15 protein-coding genes are annotated in these 15,983 nt (G+C 44.8%); 14 read left to right on the forward strand and 1 reads right to left on the reverse strand.

What is annotated here, in order from left to right; all coding sequences use genetic code 11:
* The first annotated feature begins 10 nt into the window (after nt 1–10).
* The 12 genes from SALPA_RS19165 to SALPA_RS29150 all read left to right on the forward strand — a co-directional run bounded on the left by SALPA_RS19165 (nt 11) and on the right by SALPA_RS29150 (nt 11,525).
* A complete protein-coding gene (locus SALPA_RS19165) occupies nt 11–682 on the forward strand; it encodes a coenzyme F420-0:L-glutamate ligase (protein ID WP_145097623.1) in 672 nt (223 codons plus the stop codon).
* 70 nt (nt 683–752) lie between these two features.
* Nucleotides 753–1,748 (forward strand): 2-hydroxyacyl-CoA dehydratase, encoded by a 996-nt coding sequence (locus SALPA_RS19170; RefSeq protein WP_145097626.1) that lies wholly within the window; start codon nt 753–755, stop codon nt 1,746–1,748.
* Between the two features lie 15 nt (nt 1,749–1,763).
* Nucleotides 1,764–2,522 carry an acyl-CoA dehydratase activase gene (locus SALPA_RS19175; protein ID WP_145097629.1) on the forward strand — a complete coding sequence of 253 codons (759 nt, stop codon included), beginning with the start codon at nt 1,764–1,766 and terminating at the stop codon, nt 2,520–2,522.
* A gap of 31 nt (nt 2,523–2,553) precedes the next feature.
* Entirely contained in the window at nt 2,554–4,233 is a 1,680-nt protein-coding gene (locus SALPA_RS19180) for a hydantoinase/oxoprolinase family protein (RefSeq protein WP_145097632.1), read from the forward strand.
* Nucleotides 4,223–5,542, forward strand: coding sequence for a histone deacetylase (locus tag SALPA_RS19185; protein WP_145097635.1), 1,320 nt, complete (start codon nt 4,223–4,225; stop codon nt 5,540–5,542). Before SALPA_RS19180 ends, SALPA_RS19185 begins: the two co-directional genes overlap by 11 nt.
* 26 nt (nt 5,543–5,568) lie before the next feature.
* The gene (gene rph / locus SALPA_RS19190; RefSeq protein WP_145097638.1) at nt 5,569–6,312 is read left to right on the forward strand and encodes a ribonuclease PH; all 744 of its coding nucleotides are present in this window, start codon (nt 5,569–5,571) and stop codon (nt 6,310–6,312) included.
* A 6-nt stretch (nt 6,313–6,318) separates the two neighbouring features.
* On the forward strand, nt 6,319–6,927 hold the full coding sequence (locus SALPA_RS19195; protein WP_370516714.1) for an XTP/dITP diphosphatase: 609 nt from the start codon (nt 6,319–6,321) through the stop codon (nt 6,925–6,927).
* On the forward strand, nt 6,924–7,400 hold the full coding sequence (locus SALPA_RS19200; RefSeq protein WP_145097641.1) for a metallophosphoesterase: 477 nt from the start codon (nt 6,924–6,926) through the stop codon (nt 7,398–7,400). Before SALPA_RS19195 ends, SALPA_RS19200 begins: the two co-directional genes overlap by 4 nt.
* A gap of 96 nt (nt 7,401–7,496) precedes the next feature.
* A complete protein-coding gene (locus SALPA_RS19205) occupies nt 7,497–7,922 on the forward strand; it encodes an RDD family protein (RefSeq protein ID WP_255451436.1) in 426 nt (141 codons plus the stop codon).
* Nucleotides 7,923–8,116: 194 nt separating this feature from the next.
* Entirely contained in the window at nt 8,117–10,345 is a 2,229-nt protein-coding gene (locus tag SALPA_RS19210) for a vitamin B12-dependent ribonucleotide reductase (protein ID WP_145097646.1), read from the forward strand.
* A 351-nt stretch (nt 10,346–10,696) separates the two neighbouring features.
* Nucleotides 10,697–11,245 (forward strand): 3'-5' exonuclease, encoded by a 549-nt coding sequence (locus SALPA_RS19215; RefSeq protein ID WP_145097649.1) that lies wholly within the window; start codon nt 10,697–10,699, stop codon nt 11,243–11,245.
* Nucleotides 11,246–11,351: 106 nt separating this feature from the next.
* Nucleotides 11,352–11,525, forward strand: a complete 174-nt coding sequence (locus SALPA_RS29150; protein WP_186451143.1) for a hypothetical protein — start codon at nt 11,352–11,354, stop codon at nt 11,523–11,525.
* A gap of 160 nt (nt 11,526–11,685) precedes the next feature.
* Here SALPA_RS29150 and SALPA_RS19220 read toward each other — a convergent pair whose 3' ends face one another.
* Nucleotides 11,686–12,807 (reverse strand): uroporphyrinogen decarboxylase family protein, encoded by a 1,122-nt coding sequence (locus SALPA_RS19220; protein ID WP_145097652.1) that lies wholly within the window; start codon nt 12,805–12,807, stop codon nt 11,686–11,688.
* Between the two features lie 361 nt (nt 12,808–13,168).
* Between SALPA_RS19220 and SALPA_RS19225 the strand changes: the two genes are divergently transcribed.
* Together SALPA_RS19225 and ltrA are read left to right on the forward strand one after the other, a co-directional pair.
* Nucleotides 13,169–14,116: a LysR family transcriptional regulator gene (locus SALPA_RS19225; RefSeq protein WP_145097655.1), complete on the forward strand. Its 948-nt coding sequence runs from the start codon at nt 13,169–13,171 to the stop codon at nt 14,114–14,116.
* Nucleotides 14,117–14,650: 534 nt separating this feature from the next.
* A complete protein-coding gene (ltrA, locus tag SALPA_RS19230; protein WP_145097658.1) occupies nt 14,651–15,967 on the forward strand; it encodes a group II intron reverse transcriptase/maturase in 1,317 nt (438 codons plus the stop codon).
* The last annotated feature ends 16 nt before the right edge of the window (nt 15,968–15,983 follow it).

The raw sequence follows: 15,983 nt of genomic DNA on the forward strand, positions 1-15,983 counted from the left end.
GGAAACAGATATGACTGAGCAGGCATTAGAACTAAAACCAGTACCTACTCGTATACTTACTGATAAAGATAACATTGTTGATGTGATTGAGAAATATGCCAAAGAGGATATTGGTCCGCAGGATGTGGTATCGGTAGCTGAAAGTGTTGTCGCTATTACCCAGGGACGTTTTGTCCGGCCGGAAGAATTGCAGCCGTCACTTCTGGCCCGGGTACTGTGCCGGTTTATCGCGAAAGAGGGCAGCCTGGCAAGCGCCTACGGCATGCAGACGGCCATGAATGCGGAAGGCAGTTGGCGGATAACATGGTCGTTGTTTGTTGGGTTTTTAGGCAAATTAGTGGGGCGAAGCGGCCTGTTCTATGAATTGGCAGGTGGACAAACGGCCTTGATTGACGATGTTACCGGTACGATGCCCCCGTTTGACAAGTGTCTGGTATATGGACCGGCTGACCCCAATGGGGTGGCGGAAGCCATAAAACAGCGCTTGGGCTGTTATGGGGCTGTTGTTGCTGATGTCAATGACCTGAAGCGGGCGGCAGTATTGGGAGCGACCCAGGGATTAGTTCCCAAGGAGATTGCCCAAATCCTTATCAATAACCCCTTTGGGAATGCCAGTCAAAAAACGCCGATCGTTATTATTAAAAACTATGGTTTAGCTGTACAAAAAACCGTCGCACAATAACTTGAACTTTTTCAAAGACAGAGGGTAGACTTACTATCCTCTGTTTTAAATATCTGGGAGGCAGATTACTATGGCCCGCATCGGCATAACGACTACTGTGCCTGTTGAGATTATTTTGGCAGCAGGGCATATTCCTGTTGACCTTAACAATATATTTATTACCAGCCCTGCAGCCGGTCGCATGGTGGAAACAGCTGAGGAGGCTGGATATCCCCGGAATATTTGCGGCTGGATAAAGGGATTATATGCAGTGATGGTAAATAAGGAATTTAACGCCAGTTTTGGCGGTATCGATAAAGTTATTGCCGTTACGCAAGGCGATTGCAGTAATACCCATGCCCTTATGGAGACTTATCAATTGGCTGGCATTGAAACCATTCCGTTTGCGTATCCGTTTGACCGCGATTATGACCTATTGAAACTGCAAATGGAAAAACTGATGGCTACGCTCGGGACAAACTGGGAGGCAGTTTATGGCGTCAAGCGCCAGTTGGACAAACTGCGTCTTAACGTAGCAGAGATTGATCGACGTACTTGGCAGGAAAATACCGTGAGCGGTTTACACAACCATCTGTATCAGGTAAGCTGCAGTGATTTTAATAGTGATACAGAGACGTTTGTCAGCGATGTCGAACGTTTTTTGCAGCAAGCAGACAATGCGTCAGAGTATACCGACGACCTGAGATTGGGCTTTATCGGTGTGCCGCCTATTTTTACTGATTTATATCCTTATTTAGAAACGATGGGAGCAAGAATAGTATATAACGAGGTGCAGCGGCAGTTTGCTATGCCATTTGCCACAGACGATATTGTTGAGCAATATCGCCTGTATACATATCCTTATGGTGTGTTTGGCCGGATTAATGATATTGAGACTGAAATTGAACGGCGTAATCTGGATGGTCTGATTCACTATGTACAGAGTTTTTGTTTTCGTCAAATTGAGGACATGATTTTTCGGGAAAAACTTACGATACCTATTTTGACAATTGAAGGCGACAAACCTGGAAAAATAGATGCCAGAACCAGACTGCGGATGGAAAGCTTTTTGGAAATGCTGCGTTAAGATAGGAGGGTGTCTATGCGCTGTGGCATAGATTTGGGCAGTCGTAGTGTTAAGATAGTCATGATGAAGGACGCAAAACAGCTTAAGACAGCAAGCATCTACGAAACAGCCAAATTTTACCGCGATTATGGCCAGCGGACTGATTCGGGGCTGGTAGTCGATTTTGCTGCTATCGGATATGCTGATGTTACTCACCTTACAGCCACCGGTTATGGACGCAATACGATCGATATTGTCGGTGCAACCATAATTCCTGAGCTAAAGGCCCATATGCTGGGCGCGATAGCGCAGACTGGGTTAACTGATTTTACCTTGCTGGATTTAGGCGGTCAGGATAGTAAGGTAATCAAGGTCCGCAAAGGGCGAATGGCAGACTTTCAGACCAATGACAAATGCGCTGCAAGTACTGGACGTTATTTGGAGAATATGGCGGGGGTGCTTGATATCAGCTTGGAGGAGTTGGCAGGCTATAGCGCTGATCCGGTGGAACTTAGCGCCACCTGCGCCATCTTTGGCGAATCAGAACTGATTGGGCGGATTGTTGAAGGCTATAGCACCGCTGCGTTGGCAGCCGGGGTTAACTATACCATCTATAAACGGATAAAACCTATGCTTGTGGCCCTGAGGAGCGATAAACTTGTTTTTACAGGCGGTGTTGCCCTTGGCAAAGCTATCAGGGAATTTATTACCCGGGAAATGGACATCGAGGTTATTGTGCCTGAGCATCCTCAACTGAACGGCGCCATCGGTTGCGCTGTATACACTGGCAAATAGCTGATTCCAAATGGTTTGGAGGCGAAGAATTATGTTGTTGGGAATTGATGTGGGCGGGACATTTACTGATGCTGTAGTGATTCAGGATGGTCAGGTTTTGGCCTCTGCCAAGACGCCGACGACACATGGCGAATTGTTAGCGGGGATTATAACGGTTATTGACAAGGTGCTTACCAATATTGATCGAGTTGCCATTCGGCGGGTGGCTTTGTCAACAACCATTGTAACTAATGCTCTGATAGAAGGAAAAATCGACCAAGTAGCTTTGTTGCTGCTGCCAGGTCCGGGGCTTAATCTGGAGGGGCTGACACCAGGCCAGCCACATTTCTTGTCAGGCTATACCGACCACCGGGGCCGGGAACAAGCGGCACTTGTCAAGCAAGAAGTAATTACCGTCTGCCACGAGCTTGGCGGTATGCAAGCCGCAGCCGTTGTGGGCAAGTTTGCAGTACGCAATCCGGCGCAGGAGCAGCAGGTAGCCAGTTGGGTTCAGGAATACTTAAAACCTGCCCAGATAACCTCAGGAGCTGAGTTATCTGGTTCACTAAACTACCTCCGGCGGATCAATTCGGCCTATTATAACTCGGCGGTATGGCGCATTTTTACTAACTTTGCGGCAGCCATCGAAACAGCCATTGTGGAACGCGGGATTGCTGCTCCTGTTTATATTTTAAAAGCCGATGGCGGCACCTTGCCGCTGCCGGCAGCTCAAAATAGGCCGGTAGAAACCATCTTTACCGGACCGGCAGCCAGCGTGTTAGGCATTATGGCGCTGGCTAATCCGGAGGAATCGGCCATTTCATTAGATATTGGCGGTACAAGTACCGATATTGCTTTGTGGCAAAATGGCGTGCCCTTATTGGCTCCGGGCGGCGCCAGTGTCAACAATTATCCTACGGCAGTACGTTCGTTCTGGCTATGCTCAGTGGGGATTGGCGGCGATAGTTATGTCCGGCGTGAAGATACTGGCTTGCTGGTCGGTCCTATGCGCCGCGGCCCTGCTATGGCCAGCGGTGGCGCAGAACCTGCTGTAACCGATGCCCTGCGGGTTGCCGGGCTGATTGATTACGGCGACGAGGCGCTGGCCAAAAAGGCCATGGCTAGTGTGGCTGCTAGTAACCAAACTCCGGCAGATGCTGCCTGGGAGACCTTACGGGTGGCAGTCAATACGGTGTGTCAGGCGATAGGGGCTATGCTGAGTGAACAGGCCGCAAGACCTGTGTATAAAGTGGAAGATATTGTTCATGGTGAGACCTTTACCCCGGAACTGCTCATTGGTGTCGGCGGCGCGGCAAGGGGGCTGGCACCCCTTGTTGCAGAGCAGCTTAGTATCCCCTGGCAAGTACCACCCGGTTATATGGTGGCAAATGCTATCGGTGCGGCCTCTGCCCGGCCGACGACAGAGATTACGCTCAGAGCAGACAGTGCCGAGGGCTATTATACGGTGCCGGAGCTAGGCATCAAGCAGCCGGTGGACAAACGCAAGTTTAGTCTGGCAGCTGCCTGGACGGCGGCCGAAGCCCATCTCGCGCAGCGCGCGGCCGCAGGCGGTATAGCTGACGCTGCCCAGGTAAGTGAACGAGTATATGAAGAAGAATTTAATGTCATTCGCGGCTTTAATACTATCGGCAAAATCATGACTTGCAAGCTGCAGTTAAAACCAGGTGTGCTCATGCCGGTACAGGCGGGGGAGGCAGGAAATGAACAATAAATCATTGGGATTAGTTTTCTTTCCGGCTTTTGACTGGGCGATTACCCCGTCACATCCGGAACGGGAAGAACGCCTGCTTTATACGCGGGATCAGATTGTCGAAGAAGGATTGTTGGATTTACCTACTATCAGGGAGTACCGTCCTAAGCTGGCAAAAATCCAGGACGCGCAGCGTGTCCATATTGGTGTGCCGGATATCGCTTCCCTCATTACCGACGCCCATCTCGTATCGGCAGGCGGTGCCATAACCGCAGCCGAAGCCGTGATGCGCCGGGAAGTAACAAATGCGTTTGCCCTGGTACGTCCTCCCGGACATCACGCCATGCGGGTAGTGCAGGGTACGCGGGGCTTTTGCACCATCAATATTGAAGCTATCATGATAGAGTACTTGCGCCGGCATTACGGACTTAACCGTATCGCCATTGTTGATACTGATGTTCACCACGGGGATGGGACGCAGGATATTTTTTATCATGATCCAGACACCTTGTTTATCTCCTTTCATCAAGACGGCCGGACACTCTACCCCGGAACGGGAGCCATGACAGAGCTTGGTAGTCCAAGTGCACTCTGCTCAACCGTTAATATCCCGTTGCCGCCTGGCACCACCGATGATGGCCTTCACTATGTGCTGGATAATCTTGTCCTGCCTGTACTGGAAGATTTTCAGCCAGACATTATTATTAACTCAGCCGGGCAGGATAATCATTATAGTGATCCGCTTGCTAATATGGCCATTACGGCCCAGGGGTATGCCCGGTTAGCTGAGAAGCTAAACGCTGATATCGCCGTGCTCGAAGGTGGCTACTCAATTGAAGATGCGCTGCCTTACGTCAATACCGGCATTATTCTGGCTATGGCCGGTCTGGATTATAGCCGGGTGGTGGAGCCTGACATTGCCCGCTGTCCGCGGCAATCGGCGGCTAACACCCGGTATATTGCTCAATTAGTTGCCAATTGGCAGGACATCTGGCGTCAGCGGGATGAGCTTAGGCGTGAGGCAATAGCCCAGGCCGGAGACTTTTGGCAGCGGCGGCGCAGCATTTATTATGATGATAGCGGTATTCAAGAGCGTCAGCAGGAGACGGTAAGAATCTGTCCTCGCTGCCATGGTTATCAAACAGTTGCGACAGAGGCTGAGGGCAATCCGTTTGGAGTCAAAACAGCATTTGCCGCCATGATTCCCAGAAATAGTTGCAGCACCTGCCGGAGTCAGGCCAGGGATGCTGTACATAAAGCGAAACAAGAAGGTCACTATGACTACTGCATCCTCCAGGACAAAGAGCTGGATACACTAGAACAAATCTAAGAATAGCTATAATTAAGGAGGTCATTATGACCAGAGCAGACGGACGTGCAACCAATGAATTGCGAAAAGTAAAAATAACTCGTAATTATTTAAAATATGCCGAGGGTTCTGTACTTGTTGAATTCGGTGATACCAAGGTTATTTGTGCAGCTACTATTGAAGAAAAAGTGCCCCCATTTCTGAAAGGTTCCGGCGAGGGCTGGGTAAGTGCTGAGTATTCCTTACTGCCCCGTTCTACGCAAAGCCGCAATGTCAGAGAAGCAGCCAGAGGGAAGCAGACAGGCCGTACCCATGAAATTCAGCGCTTAATTGGCCGCGCCTTACGGAGTGTTATTGATCTTAAGGCTTTGGGGGAAAAGACGATATGGCTGGATTGCGATGTTGTGCAAGCCGATGGCGGTACCCGGACTGCCGCTATAACCGGGGCGTTTGTAGCACTTGTTGACGCCATTAACAGTATCTGGGGCGAAAGTCCAAAGCCGTTTCCGGTTAAAGACTTTTTGGCTGCTATAAGTGTGGGCATCTTGCCTGCAGGAGTGTATCTCGACCTTTGCTATAGCGAAGATTCCACAGCCATTGTTGACCTGAACTTGGTTATGACCGGGAGTGGGCAATTTGTTGAAGTGCAGGGAACCGGAGAAAAAGGGACTTTTTCCCAAGAACAGCTAAACGAGATGCTGGCAGTTGCCAGTCAGGGTATTGAGGTTTTACTTGATATTCAAAAAGAAACACTGGGGCCGTTGTCGTGGAAAGTAGGCCGGGAGGGATAAATAACGTTGGAGAAAGCGATAACCGAAATTATTGTGGCCACCCAAAATGCTGGTAAAGTTGCTGAGTTTAAGGCAGCACTAACTGGCTTGCCTTATAAGGTGTTATCTTTAGCCGATTTAGGAAAGTTTCCGGAAGCGCCCGAACAGGGGGCAACCTTTGCAGAAAACGCTTGTTCCAAAGCACAGTTTTATGCGCGTTTAACAGGCAAGCTGTGTCTGGCTGATGATTCCGGCTTGGAAGTGGACTATCTAAAAGGCGAGCCAGGGGTCTATTCTGCCAGATATGCTGGCGAATACGCCAGTGATCAGGACAATAACGAAAAGCTGCTTAAACATTTGATTGGTGTACCGCCGGAGAAGCGTACAGCCCGATTCCGTTGTGTATTAGTACTTGCGGATGCCGAAAAGCTGTGGTATACGGCTGATGGTGCAGTGGAAGGCATTATCCTGACTGAAGCGCGCGGAACTAGTGGTTTTGGCTATGATCCCCTGCTCCTTGTCCCTGAAATGGACCGCACCTTTGCCGAAATGTCGCCAGAAGAAAAAAATCAAATCAGTCACCGTGGGCGGGCGTTGAAAAAATTAGTAGCGCAACTGGCGGACCAGGAAAAATGAGAATCGGTGTTGTCAGTGATACTCATGGCGACATAGGTATACTGAAAAAAGTGATTGCCGCCGCTGGTCCGGTTGAGCAGTGGCTTCATGCCGGCGACTACTATCAGGACGGCTTGCGGTTAGCAGAACTAACCAGCCTGCCAGTAACCGTTGTTGCCGGTAACTGTGACCGGACAAATGCTGCAATAGCCGATGAATATGTCGAGGTTGCCGGTAAAACTATCTGGATAACTCATGGTCATCGCTATGAAGTAAAGTATGGAATGGCGCAACTGGCCTTTTGGGGAAAGGAGTACGCTGCCAGTGTAGTCGTTTTTGGTCATACCCATATTCCATATAACAAGTGGCATGAAGGTATTTTGCTGCTTAATCCCGGCAGCCCCAGATTACCCCGGGGCGGGTCAGAGCCGAGTTTTGCCATTTTGGAGATAAAGGAAAACGCTGCAATAGAAGGAACTATAATCGAGCTGTAACCTCGCTGCCATAAGCGGGGGTTTCTTTTTTCACTTACTTGAACTGTGGCGCATATATTACTACATCAGGGCAAATAGGAGGTGAAAAATGTGGATATGCCAGATAACACTACTATCCCAGCCAAAGGGGCGGGTGTAGGCATTCGCGCTTTGTCAACAATTATGGATGGGATTATTTTAGTTGTAATCGGCGGGGTATTAGCGGCAGTGCTTGGCAGTGATTTTAGCAATGGTCACGTCAGTGGCTCATATTATCTTTGGTCACTAGTTGCTGGTTTTTGCTACTACACTTATTTTGAAAGTAAGTCAGGGGCCACGCCTGGTAAAATGCTGTGTGGTCTTCGCGTCGAAAAAACGGATGGCACAGCCTGTGACATTTCGGCTGCTGCCATGCGCACTGCTTGTCGGATTATTGATGGCTTGTTTGCTTATTTAGTGGCTGCAATATTTGTATGGTCATCAGAGCGCAATCAGCGATTGGGAGATAAGCTGGCTGGGACTGTGGTAGTTAGAGTTAAGTAAAAGGTACGATAAGAGGACAATAGCGGCTTGCACTTTTTGCTAAAGGCTCTGTGCAAGCCGTGACCTCTTTATGGGTTTTTGGACACCTTGCAGAGCTCAAAAAAATCTTGACGTGTTTAATGATAATAGATACAATATATAGTGTTGAAATATGGATATTAACACTAAATATGGTGTTACACCAGGGGGTTATTATGAGTTTATCAGCTAATGCTATTAAGGTTCTTGAAAAACGGTATTTGTCTAAAGATGAAAATGGTCAGCTTTTAGAAGACGTTAACGGGATGTTCCACCGAGTTGCTAAAGCTGTTGCCAGTGCAGATGCTTCGTATGTTTCAGCAGTCGAGTTGCAGGCTCTTGAGAATGAATTCTATGAAATGATGTCTGGTCTGGAGTTTCTGCCAAATTCCCCTACACTTATGAATGCCGGCAGGCCGTTGGGACAATTAAGCGCCTGTTTTGTACTGCCGATAGAAGACACCATGGAAGATATATTTGAAACAATAAAAAATGCGGCCATGATTCATAAAAGCGGTGGCGGAACAGGTTTTAGTTTTTCAAGATTACGGCCTAAAGGTGCGGCAGTGAATTCCACAGGTGGAGTTGCCAGTGGTCCGATTAGCTTTATGAAAGTTTTTAATGCCGCAACAGAAGCGGTCAAGCAGGGTGGTACGAGAAGAGGAGCCAATATGGGGATTCTTAGAGTCGATCATCCTGATATCATGGATTTTATCACTTGTAAAAAAGACAACGCCGATATTACAAATTTTAATATTAGTGTTGGAATCACGGAAGAATTTATGAAAGCGGTAGAAGAGAATCAGGAATATGAGATAATAGATCCTCATTATAAGACGGCCGCCGGAAAATTAAACGCAAGAGAAGTATTTGATGTAATTGTGGACATGGCCTGGAGTAACGGCGAACCTGGAATCATTTTTTTGGACAGGCTTAATCAGGCAAATGTAACACCTGCTCTGGGAGAATTTGAAAGCACCAACCCTTGCGGTGAACAGCCGCTGCTTCCTTATGAAGCCTGCAATCTTGGCTCGATAAATTTGAGCTTGATGATAAAGAGTGCAGAGAACCAGCCTGAGGTCGACTTTGAACGCATTGGCACTGTTGTTAAAAAAGCGATTCATTTTTTGGACAATGTCATTGATGTCAATAAATATCCCCTACCCGAGATTGATCAGATGACCAAAAGCACCAGAAAGATTGGCCTAGGTGTTATGGGGTGGGCAGACCTGCTTTGTCAATTGAATATCCCCTATAATTCGCAGCAGGCTCTGGAACTTGCCAAGCAAGTGATGGGCTTCATTCAGGAGCAAGCAAGAAAAACGTCAATAGAATTAGCCGAACAAAAAGGCGTGTTTCCGCAGTTTGAGAACAGCAGTTATCAGCAGCAGGGGATCAGAGTACGCAATGCAACCACAACCACAATAGCGCCAACAGGCACGCTAAGTATCCTTGCCGGTGTTTCCAGCGGCATTGAACCCTTGTTTGCTTTGTCTTACATAAGAAATGTTATGGATAATGACGAATTAATCGAAACAAATCCATTTTTCAAGCAAGCTGCCATAAATGGTCAATTCTATACTGATGAATTAATGCGGATAATTGCCAAAAAAGGAACAATAAAAGGGTTGACCGAAATACCGGAATATCTGCAGGATGTTTTTGTTACCGCCCATGATATTTCTCCGGAATGGCATGTAAAAATGCAGGCGGCATTTCAAAAATATACGGATAATGCTGTCTCGAAGACAGTAAATCTCAGTAGTAAAGCAACCCGTCAAGACGTTGCTGACGTATTTAACTTAGCCTATCAGACTGGCTGCAAAGGGGTAACAATCTACCGGGACGGCAGCCGGGATTCGCAGGTGCTTAATATCGGTAAAGTTAATGTCAAAGAAACAACCGAACAGGAAAACACCCTTGTTGACACAAAACAAGGCTTTTTCGCACCAAGATCCAGACCGGATATCACTACCGGCTTTACGGAAAAAGTCAAAATAGGCTGTGGCTCGATATTTATTACAGTAAATTATGATCAGCACGGCATCTGCGAGGTTTTCACCAACACCGGCCGGGCAGGCGGCTGCCCGTCGCAATCTGAGGCTACGGCCAGACTGGTCTCAATCGCATTACGCTCCGGCATGGATGTAAATTCGATAATCGATCAGCTAAAGGGAATACGGTGCCATTCCACAATCAGGCAAAATGACTTGAAGGTATTATCCTGTCCTGATGCTATTGGCAAGGTTATCGAAAAAGTAATGAAATACCAAAATGGCGAGAAAGTTGAAGTTGATAATAGCTGCAGCGTATCCAGCAATGCCTGTCCTGAATGCGGTAAGGCGCTTGAATATGAAAGCGGCTGTGTAATTTGTAGGAGTTGCGGGTTTAGTAAGTGCGGGTGAGAAGAGCAAATCCTTCATAGGGGGAGTTGTAAGGGGGCTGTGGAAAGCTTAGAGATAAGTTTCCACAGCTTTTTTGTGCTTTATTCAACTGGAATTTTCCAAGCAAGTTTTAAGGTTAAATTATAAATAATTACCAAAAGCAACAATGCTAAAATCCTGCAGATTTTTGCAGGATTTTTGGATTTTATGGTAAACGGTAATAATAAATGTTTTATTATCCATAAATTAATTTATTTGATTAGGAAGACTCGGTAGAGGTGATATACTCAGTGATTTATTATGGACGTACCAAGGAAGATTCACTGACGGCTTTAGCACGTTGTATATAGTATGCAAAGGGGTCTAAAATAAATGGAATTTGTGTCTATTGACTTTGAAACAGCTAATCAAAAATGGGATAGCGTGTGCGCAGTAGGTATGATAATGGTAAAAAACGAAGAAATTGTCGATGAATATTATTCCCTGGTTAACCCGGAAGACCATTTTAACTCGATTAATGTCAATATTCATGGGATTACCGCCAAAGATGTAGCTAATATGCCAAACTTCGATACGATCAGCAGGCAAATGTGGCCGTGGTTATCGGGGAACTTGGTTATCGCGCATAATGCCGCCTTTGATATTAATGTCCTGAAGAAGGTAGCGCAGAAATATAAACTGATTGTGCCGGAATTTTCCTACGCCTGTACCTGTCAGATAGCCAGACTGGCATGGAGAAGCCTGGAAAACTACCGCCTCTCTACAGTTGCACGTCATCTATCACTGGAGCTTCAACATCATAACGCCCTATCCGACGCCAGAGCCTGTGCCAGGATTATGGTTCAGGTCATGAAAGAATATGGTTGTGAAGATATGACAGGGTTAAATCGCAAAACAGGGTATAGGGTGAGACGGGGGTGATAGACAGTTGAGTGGACGTCCCCACCGCCGCTCCAAAGCTGGTGAGAGATTGTTTTCGACAAACTCGTCCCCGCCACAAATTATATAGCTGAAAGGAGAGAGAAAAATGGCAGTTGTAAAATGCACAAAATGTGGAGAAGTGTTTAATACAGACGGAGCAATACTAAAACCGATAGGCGATGGTGGATATTTAGAATGTTGTCCCAAATGCGGGAGCACGAGTGTATATTATGTGGACGATTTCCAAAACGACGAGGATAGATTATGGGAGGGGTTTTAAGAAAGGAGGGACAGTTCAACCTGGCCCGACCATGGGAAGACATAACCACCGTCCCGCGTCTTGTAAAAAATCACTCCCAATTCTATTTTACCATAAAACTGGAAGTGATTGTATTTTTGTCTACAGTCTGACCATCATATATATAAGATGGTATATATAACTATTTTCCTGTGCAGGCGCTAATCAAGGCTTTAACGTTTTCTGGTTTTGCATTAGCCGGAATATCGCAACCTGAAGCCATAATAAAACCGGACGGACCAATTTCATTAATCAGTTTAGTCGCATATTTGTAGACGTCATCAGGAGTCCCTAAGGATAACATTGCCGCCGGAACATCGCCAGAAATACACATATGATTGCCTAATACTTCTTTTATCTTAAATATATTGGTAGATCCATCAGGAGCAAAAATACACTTACCTTTAGGCAACTGACGGAAAAATTCTAGATCGCGTTCCCAATTAGAATCAAGATGCAATACCGCAATCATGCCGCCGTCAACCACTGCCTCGACCACCTGTTTATAGTAAGGCCATACAAAACGTTGCCACGTTTTGGGAGATAAGAATTCGCTTGCACCACGCCAGCCGCCAACCCAGGCAGCTGGTGGTTTTTGATCAGCTGGCAGCGAAGCGATTGCTTTAACATTTGCTAAATTATCTTGTTGCATGACGTCAAACACTGCCTGTACTTTATCCGGTATTTTGAACATATCCTTGATAAATCTGACCATCGTCCGGCCACCGCAGAGCATTTCAAGCGGAATCGTAAATATTGCCGGTGAAAACGGTATGATGCCGTTTTCAAGAAATTTTTTGGCGGCAGTTGGCGCATAAGATAAAGCTGGTAAAATTTTTTCTTCGAGAATATTATCCATGCGTTCGCGGAAGAAATGCGTCGACCAAGCATTCCATCCTTTATCGATAATAGTATCATAGTCGTCAATTGTAATCATTTCTGCTTCATCCATCTGCCAAAGAGTTCCTTCCGGCAGTTGATAACCGGGAAGTTTTACTTTGTTATACCAGAGTGAGCTAAGTACTGGAACATAAAAAAATGTTTGTTGAACACCGTCAATATCGCCAAACGATGTAAATGATTTAAATATAATTTCGTTTCCAAGTTCTACATTTAAGGAAAATTCCGATAGTTTTACTCCCATGTGTTTGGCACAAAAGGCTGTTGCGCAGGGGATAACTGGAATTCTATCCGGTTTTCCAAGAGAAACTGCTGTTTGGATACGTGTCATCTTTTCAGCTAATACTTGTTCTGTGGTTTCCATTTTCTTATAGCCTCCTCAATAATAAGTTTTAGGATATATATCAATAATAATTTATAATAAAACGTAAAGGAAATCTTTTATTCCGATATTTGTCTATCGGAAAAACCGATACTAGTAAGCTACAAAACTAACAAAATAATTTGTGCACGAGAATTGAATAAGTAATTTCCATTGTAATTTTCGCTAGTTTTAATTATAATCATTAAAAATGCGAAAATTGAAAAAATATTAAAGAGGTAATACTTTATTGATAATTAAAATAAGGTGACTATTAAAAGTAAGAATTAGTCCCAAGGAATCATTCTTTTAATAACTAATTAGTCTGTTTTAAGAGTTCTGTGCGGATCGGAGAACAAAAACAATGAACATGCGTCAACTCGAATACTTTATCTCAGTAGCAACAAATTTAAATTTTACTAAAGCAGCTAAACAGCTTTATATTTCGCAGTCTACCTTGAGTGAGCAAATATTGGAATTAGAAAAAATACTTGGTGTAAAATTATTTCTGCGCAATAGTCATTCGGTTCAGCTTACGGCTTCCGGAATAGCTTTTTTAAAAGAAGCTAAGGAAATAATAAATAAAGTGGATGAATCAATTCAAATAGCTCGGCAAGCCGAATCTGCAATTACTGGAAGTCTAAGGATCGGAATTTTAGATGGTTTAGAATACCAATTTTTATCTAAAGTACTTAAGAACTTTAGGAGAAAATATCCCAAAGTTACACTTAATTTTGCCATTTATGATTTATTTTCTCTTGACAAGTTATTGTATCAAAATAATTTGGATATTGGCTTTACCATGTCTTCACCTTTGGACAAATTCGTGGAGTTAAACTGCAAGGTAATTTATACTGATACCTTTTACATGGCTTTACCTGAACATAATCCGATAAATGAAACCCAGTTAAAGTTTTTTAATCTTGATCGGGAAACATTTTATTTTGAATCTAGTGGGCGCAGTCGGGATCACCTTATTCGAATTTGCTCTCACCGCTTAGGTATAGCGCCAAAGATTAAAATAACTCATAGAGTGGATCTTATGCTTCTGAATGTTGAATCTGGTACTGGGGTTGCAATTTACCCGCGTATCATTTTAGAGAATAAATCTAAAGATGGACTTAACTATATCCACCTTGAAGGTGAAGAAGATTATCCAGATAGCTATGCTAACTTAATTGCAATCTGGAAGAAGGGTAACACAAACCCATGTATTTCTCTCTTAATTGAGGAGGTTGAATCAATCACAAAATGGACAGAATCAGGTTCGAATTCTGCCGCTCCGATCAGTAACAACAAACCCAAAAAGTAACAATTGACATAATAACATTAGAAGAGTGTCAGGGGACGGGGTGTGCGCCAAGCAAAGGGTGCATCATATAGCGGGTGGAACCCCCGCTGAATAAGGTTTAGCAAACCATTCATAGCGAGTCTTGGACGGTATGGGGTAACTCATGCGGTTAAGCGTAGACAGCATGATAGCAGGCCGTAAGCGGAAGCTGAAGGGAATGAGCCACGAAATCCCAATTAAGAGGGCTGATGCGGTACTCCGAGCAGAAAGCAATATTGATATATTCGCTATGCGAGAATATATCGGCCTCTTCGGGGTCAAAGACCACGGCATGTTATACACAGTTATGATGCATCAACTTGGGAGACCCTGCTCGTTCTTTACGCAGAGAAAGTAAGGCTAACAAGCGATAAGAAAGTTAGGAAGCCGAATACGGCAGGGAGTCAGATTACTGTATAGTACTGATGAAGCAGGGTAATGCCTGCAGAGGGAAGGCGGTAACACAATATCGACCTTAATAGGGAAACATACACTACACGCGGAGGTAGGAAACATATGGAAACAAAACTGGCAAGGATAGCAGAAGTAGCCAATGCGAAGCCGGAGGAGAAGTTTACCTCACTCGCGCACCTGATTAACGCCGAAATGATAAAGGCCTGTCATAAACAAATGGACAAGAAAAAGGCAGTAGGTATTGACGAAGTAACCAAGGAAGAATACGAAGATAACTTAGATAACAACGTAAAAGATTTGATAGCCAGGATGAAAAGGCAAGCCTACAAACCACAATCTGTAAAAAGGGTGTATATACCAAAACCTGGAACAGATAAGAAAAGACCGCTAGGAATACCAGCCTATGAAGATAAGATGGTACAATTAGCCTTAGCCAAAATCTTGAATGCCATATATGAACAGGATTTTCTCGAATGCTCATTCGGATTTAGACCGCAGAGAAGCTGCCATGATGCGCTGAAAGTGCTAAATGTTATCGTAAACAAGCCGGCAATTAATTATGTTGTAGATGCCGATATAAAGGGGTTCTTTGACCATGTAGACCATGAATGGATGATGAAATTCATAAAACATCGGATAGCCGACCCAAATATTCAAAGACTAATCAGCAGATTTATGAAAGCTGGAGTAATAGAAGCCGGTATCCGCAAAGAAACGCCTGAAGGAGTACCGCAGGGCGGACCAATCTCTCCGATACTTGCTAATATTTATCTGCATTATGTAATGGATTTATGGTTTGAGAAGCGAATACGGAGGCAATGCAAAGGCTCATCGTACATGGTAAGATATGCAGATGATGCCGTCTTTTGTTTTCAATATGAAAACGAGGCAAAAGAATTCTATCAGCAACTATTAGCACGTTTAAAAGAATTCAATCTTGAAATAGCAACCGAGAAAACCAAAATTATCAACTTGGGAAAAAGGAAGAATGGAGATAATGATGATGTTCCGGGAAATTTTGATTTCCTAGGGTTTACTCATTATCCAACCAAGAACAACAACGGTCAAACAGTGGTTAGGCGCAAAACAAGCAAGAAGAAATATAAAGCCAGCCTGTTAAGAGTTAAAGATTGGATAAAGGTAAATAGGTGCACGCCAATAAGGGAGTTTATGCAAAAGTTGAAATTAAAATTGCAGGGATACTGTAGATATTATGGTGTTACAGGCAATAGATATGCATTAAGCGACTTTATTGACGAAACCAAAAGGCTCCTTTATAAATGGCTCAACCGAAGAAGTCAAAAGAAAAGCTTTGATTGGAGCAAATTCAATTTATTCATGAAAAAGTACCCGCTTCCCAGGGCGAATACCTTTATAAACATCTTTGAATTAGGTGCAGGAAAGAGCTACGTTATGTGAATGATAAAGTGAAGAG

Source organism: Sporomusa sp. KB1, from assembly GCF_007830295.1.
Taxonomy (GTDB): Bacteria; Bacillota; Negativicutes; order Sporomusales; family Sporomusaceae; genus Sporomusa.

Excerpts from the sequence above, each read along its gene's own strand:
- SALPA_RS19215 (WP_145097649.1), top strand. The coding sequence starts at position 10,697 with ATGGAATTTGTGTCTATTGACTTTGAAACAGCTAATCAAAAATGGGAT.
- SALPA_RS19205 (WP_255451436.1), top strand. The coding sequence starts at position 7,497 with ATGCCAGATAACACTACTATCCCAGCCAAAGGGGCGGGTGTAGGCATT.
- rph (WP_145097638.1), top strand. The coding sequence starts at position 5,569 with ATGACCAGAGCAGACGGACGTGCAACCAATGAATTGCGAAAAGTAAAA.
- SALPA_RS19165 (WP_145097623.1), top strand. The coding sequence starts at position 11 with ATGACTGAGCAGGCATTAGAACTAAAACCAGTACCTACTCGTATACTT.
- SALPA_RS19175 (WP_145097629.1), top strand. The coding sequence starts at position 1,764 with ATGCGCTGTGGCATAGATTTGGGCAGTCGTAGTGTTAAGATAGTCATG.
- SALPA_RS19170 (WP_145097626.1), top strand. The coding sequence starts at position 753 with ATGGCCCGCATCGGCATAACGACTACTGTGCCTGTTGAGATTATTTTG.
- ltrA (WP_145097658.1), top strand. The coding sequence starts at position 14,651 with ATGGAAACAAAACTGGCAAGGATAGCAGAAGTAGCCAATGCGAAGCCG.
- SALPA_RS19210 (WP_145097646.1), top strand. The coding sequence starts at position 8,117 with ATGAGTTTATCAGCTAATGCTATTAAGGTTCTTGAAAAACGGTATTTG.
- SALPA_RS19180 (WP_145097632.1), top strand. The coding sequence starts at position 2,554 with ATGTTGTTGGGAATTGATGTGGGCGGGACATTTACTGATGCTGTAGTG.
- SALPA_RS19185 (WP_145097635.1), top strand. The coding sequence starts at position 4,223 with ATGAACAATAAATCATTGGGATTAGTTTTCTTTCCGGCTTTTGACTGG.
- SALPA_RS19200 (WP_145097641.1), top strand. The coding sequence starts at position 6,924 with ATGAGAATCGGTGTTGTCAGTGATACTCATGGCGACATAGGTATACTG.
- SALPA_RS19225 (WP_145097655.1), top strand. The coding sequence starts at position 13,169 with ATGAACATGCGTCAACTCGAATACTTTATCTCAGTAGCAACAAATTTA.
- SALPA_RS29150 (WP_186451143.1), top strand. The coding sequence starts at position 11,352 with ATGGCAGTTGTAAAATGCACAAAATGTGGAGAAGTGTTTAATACAGAC.
- SALPA_RS19220 (WP_145097652.1), bottom strand. The coding sequence starts at position 12,807 with ATGGAAACCACAGAACAAGTATTAGCTGAAAAGATGACACGTATCCAA.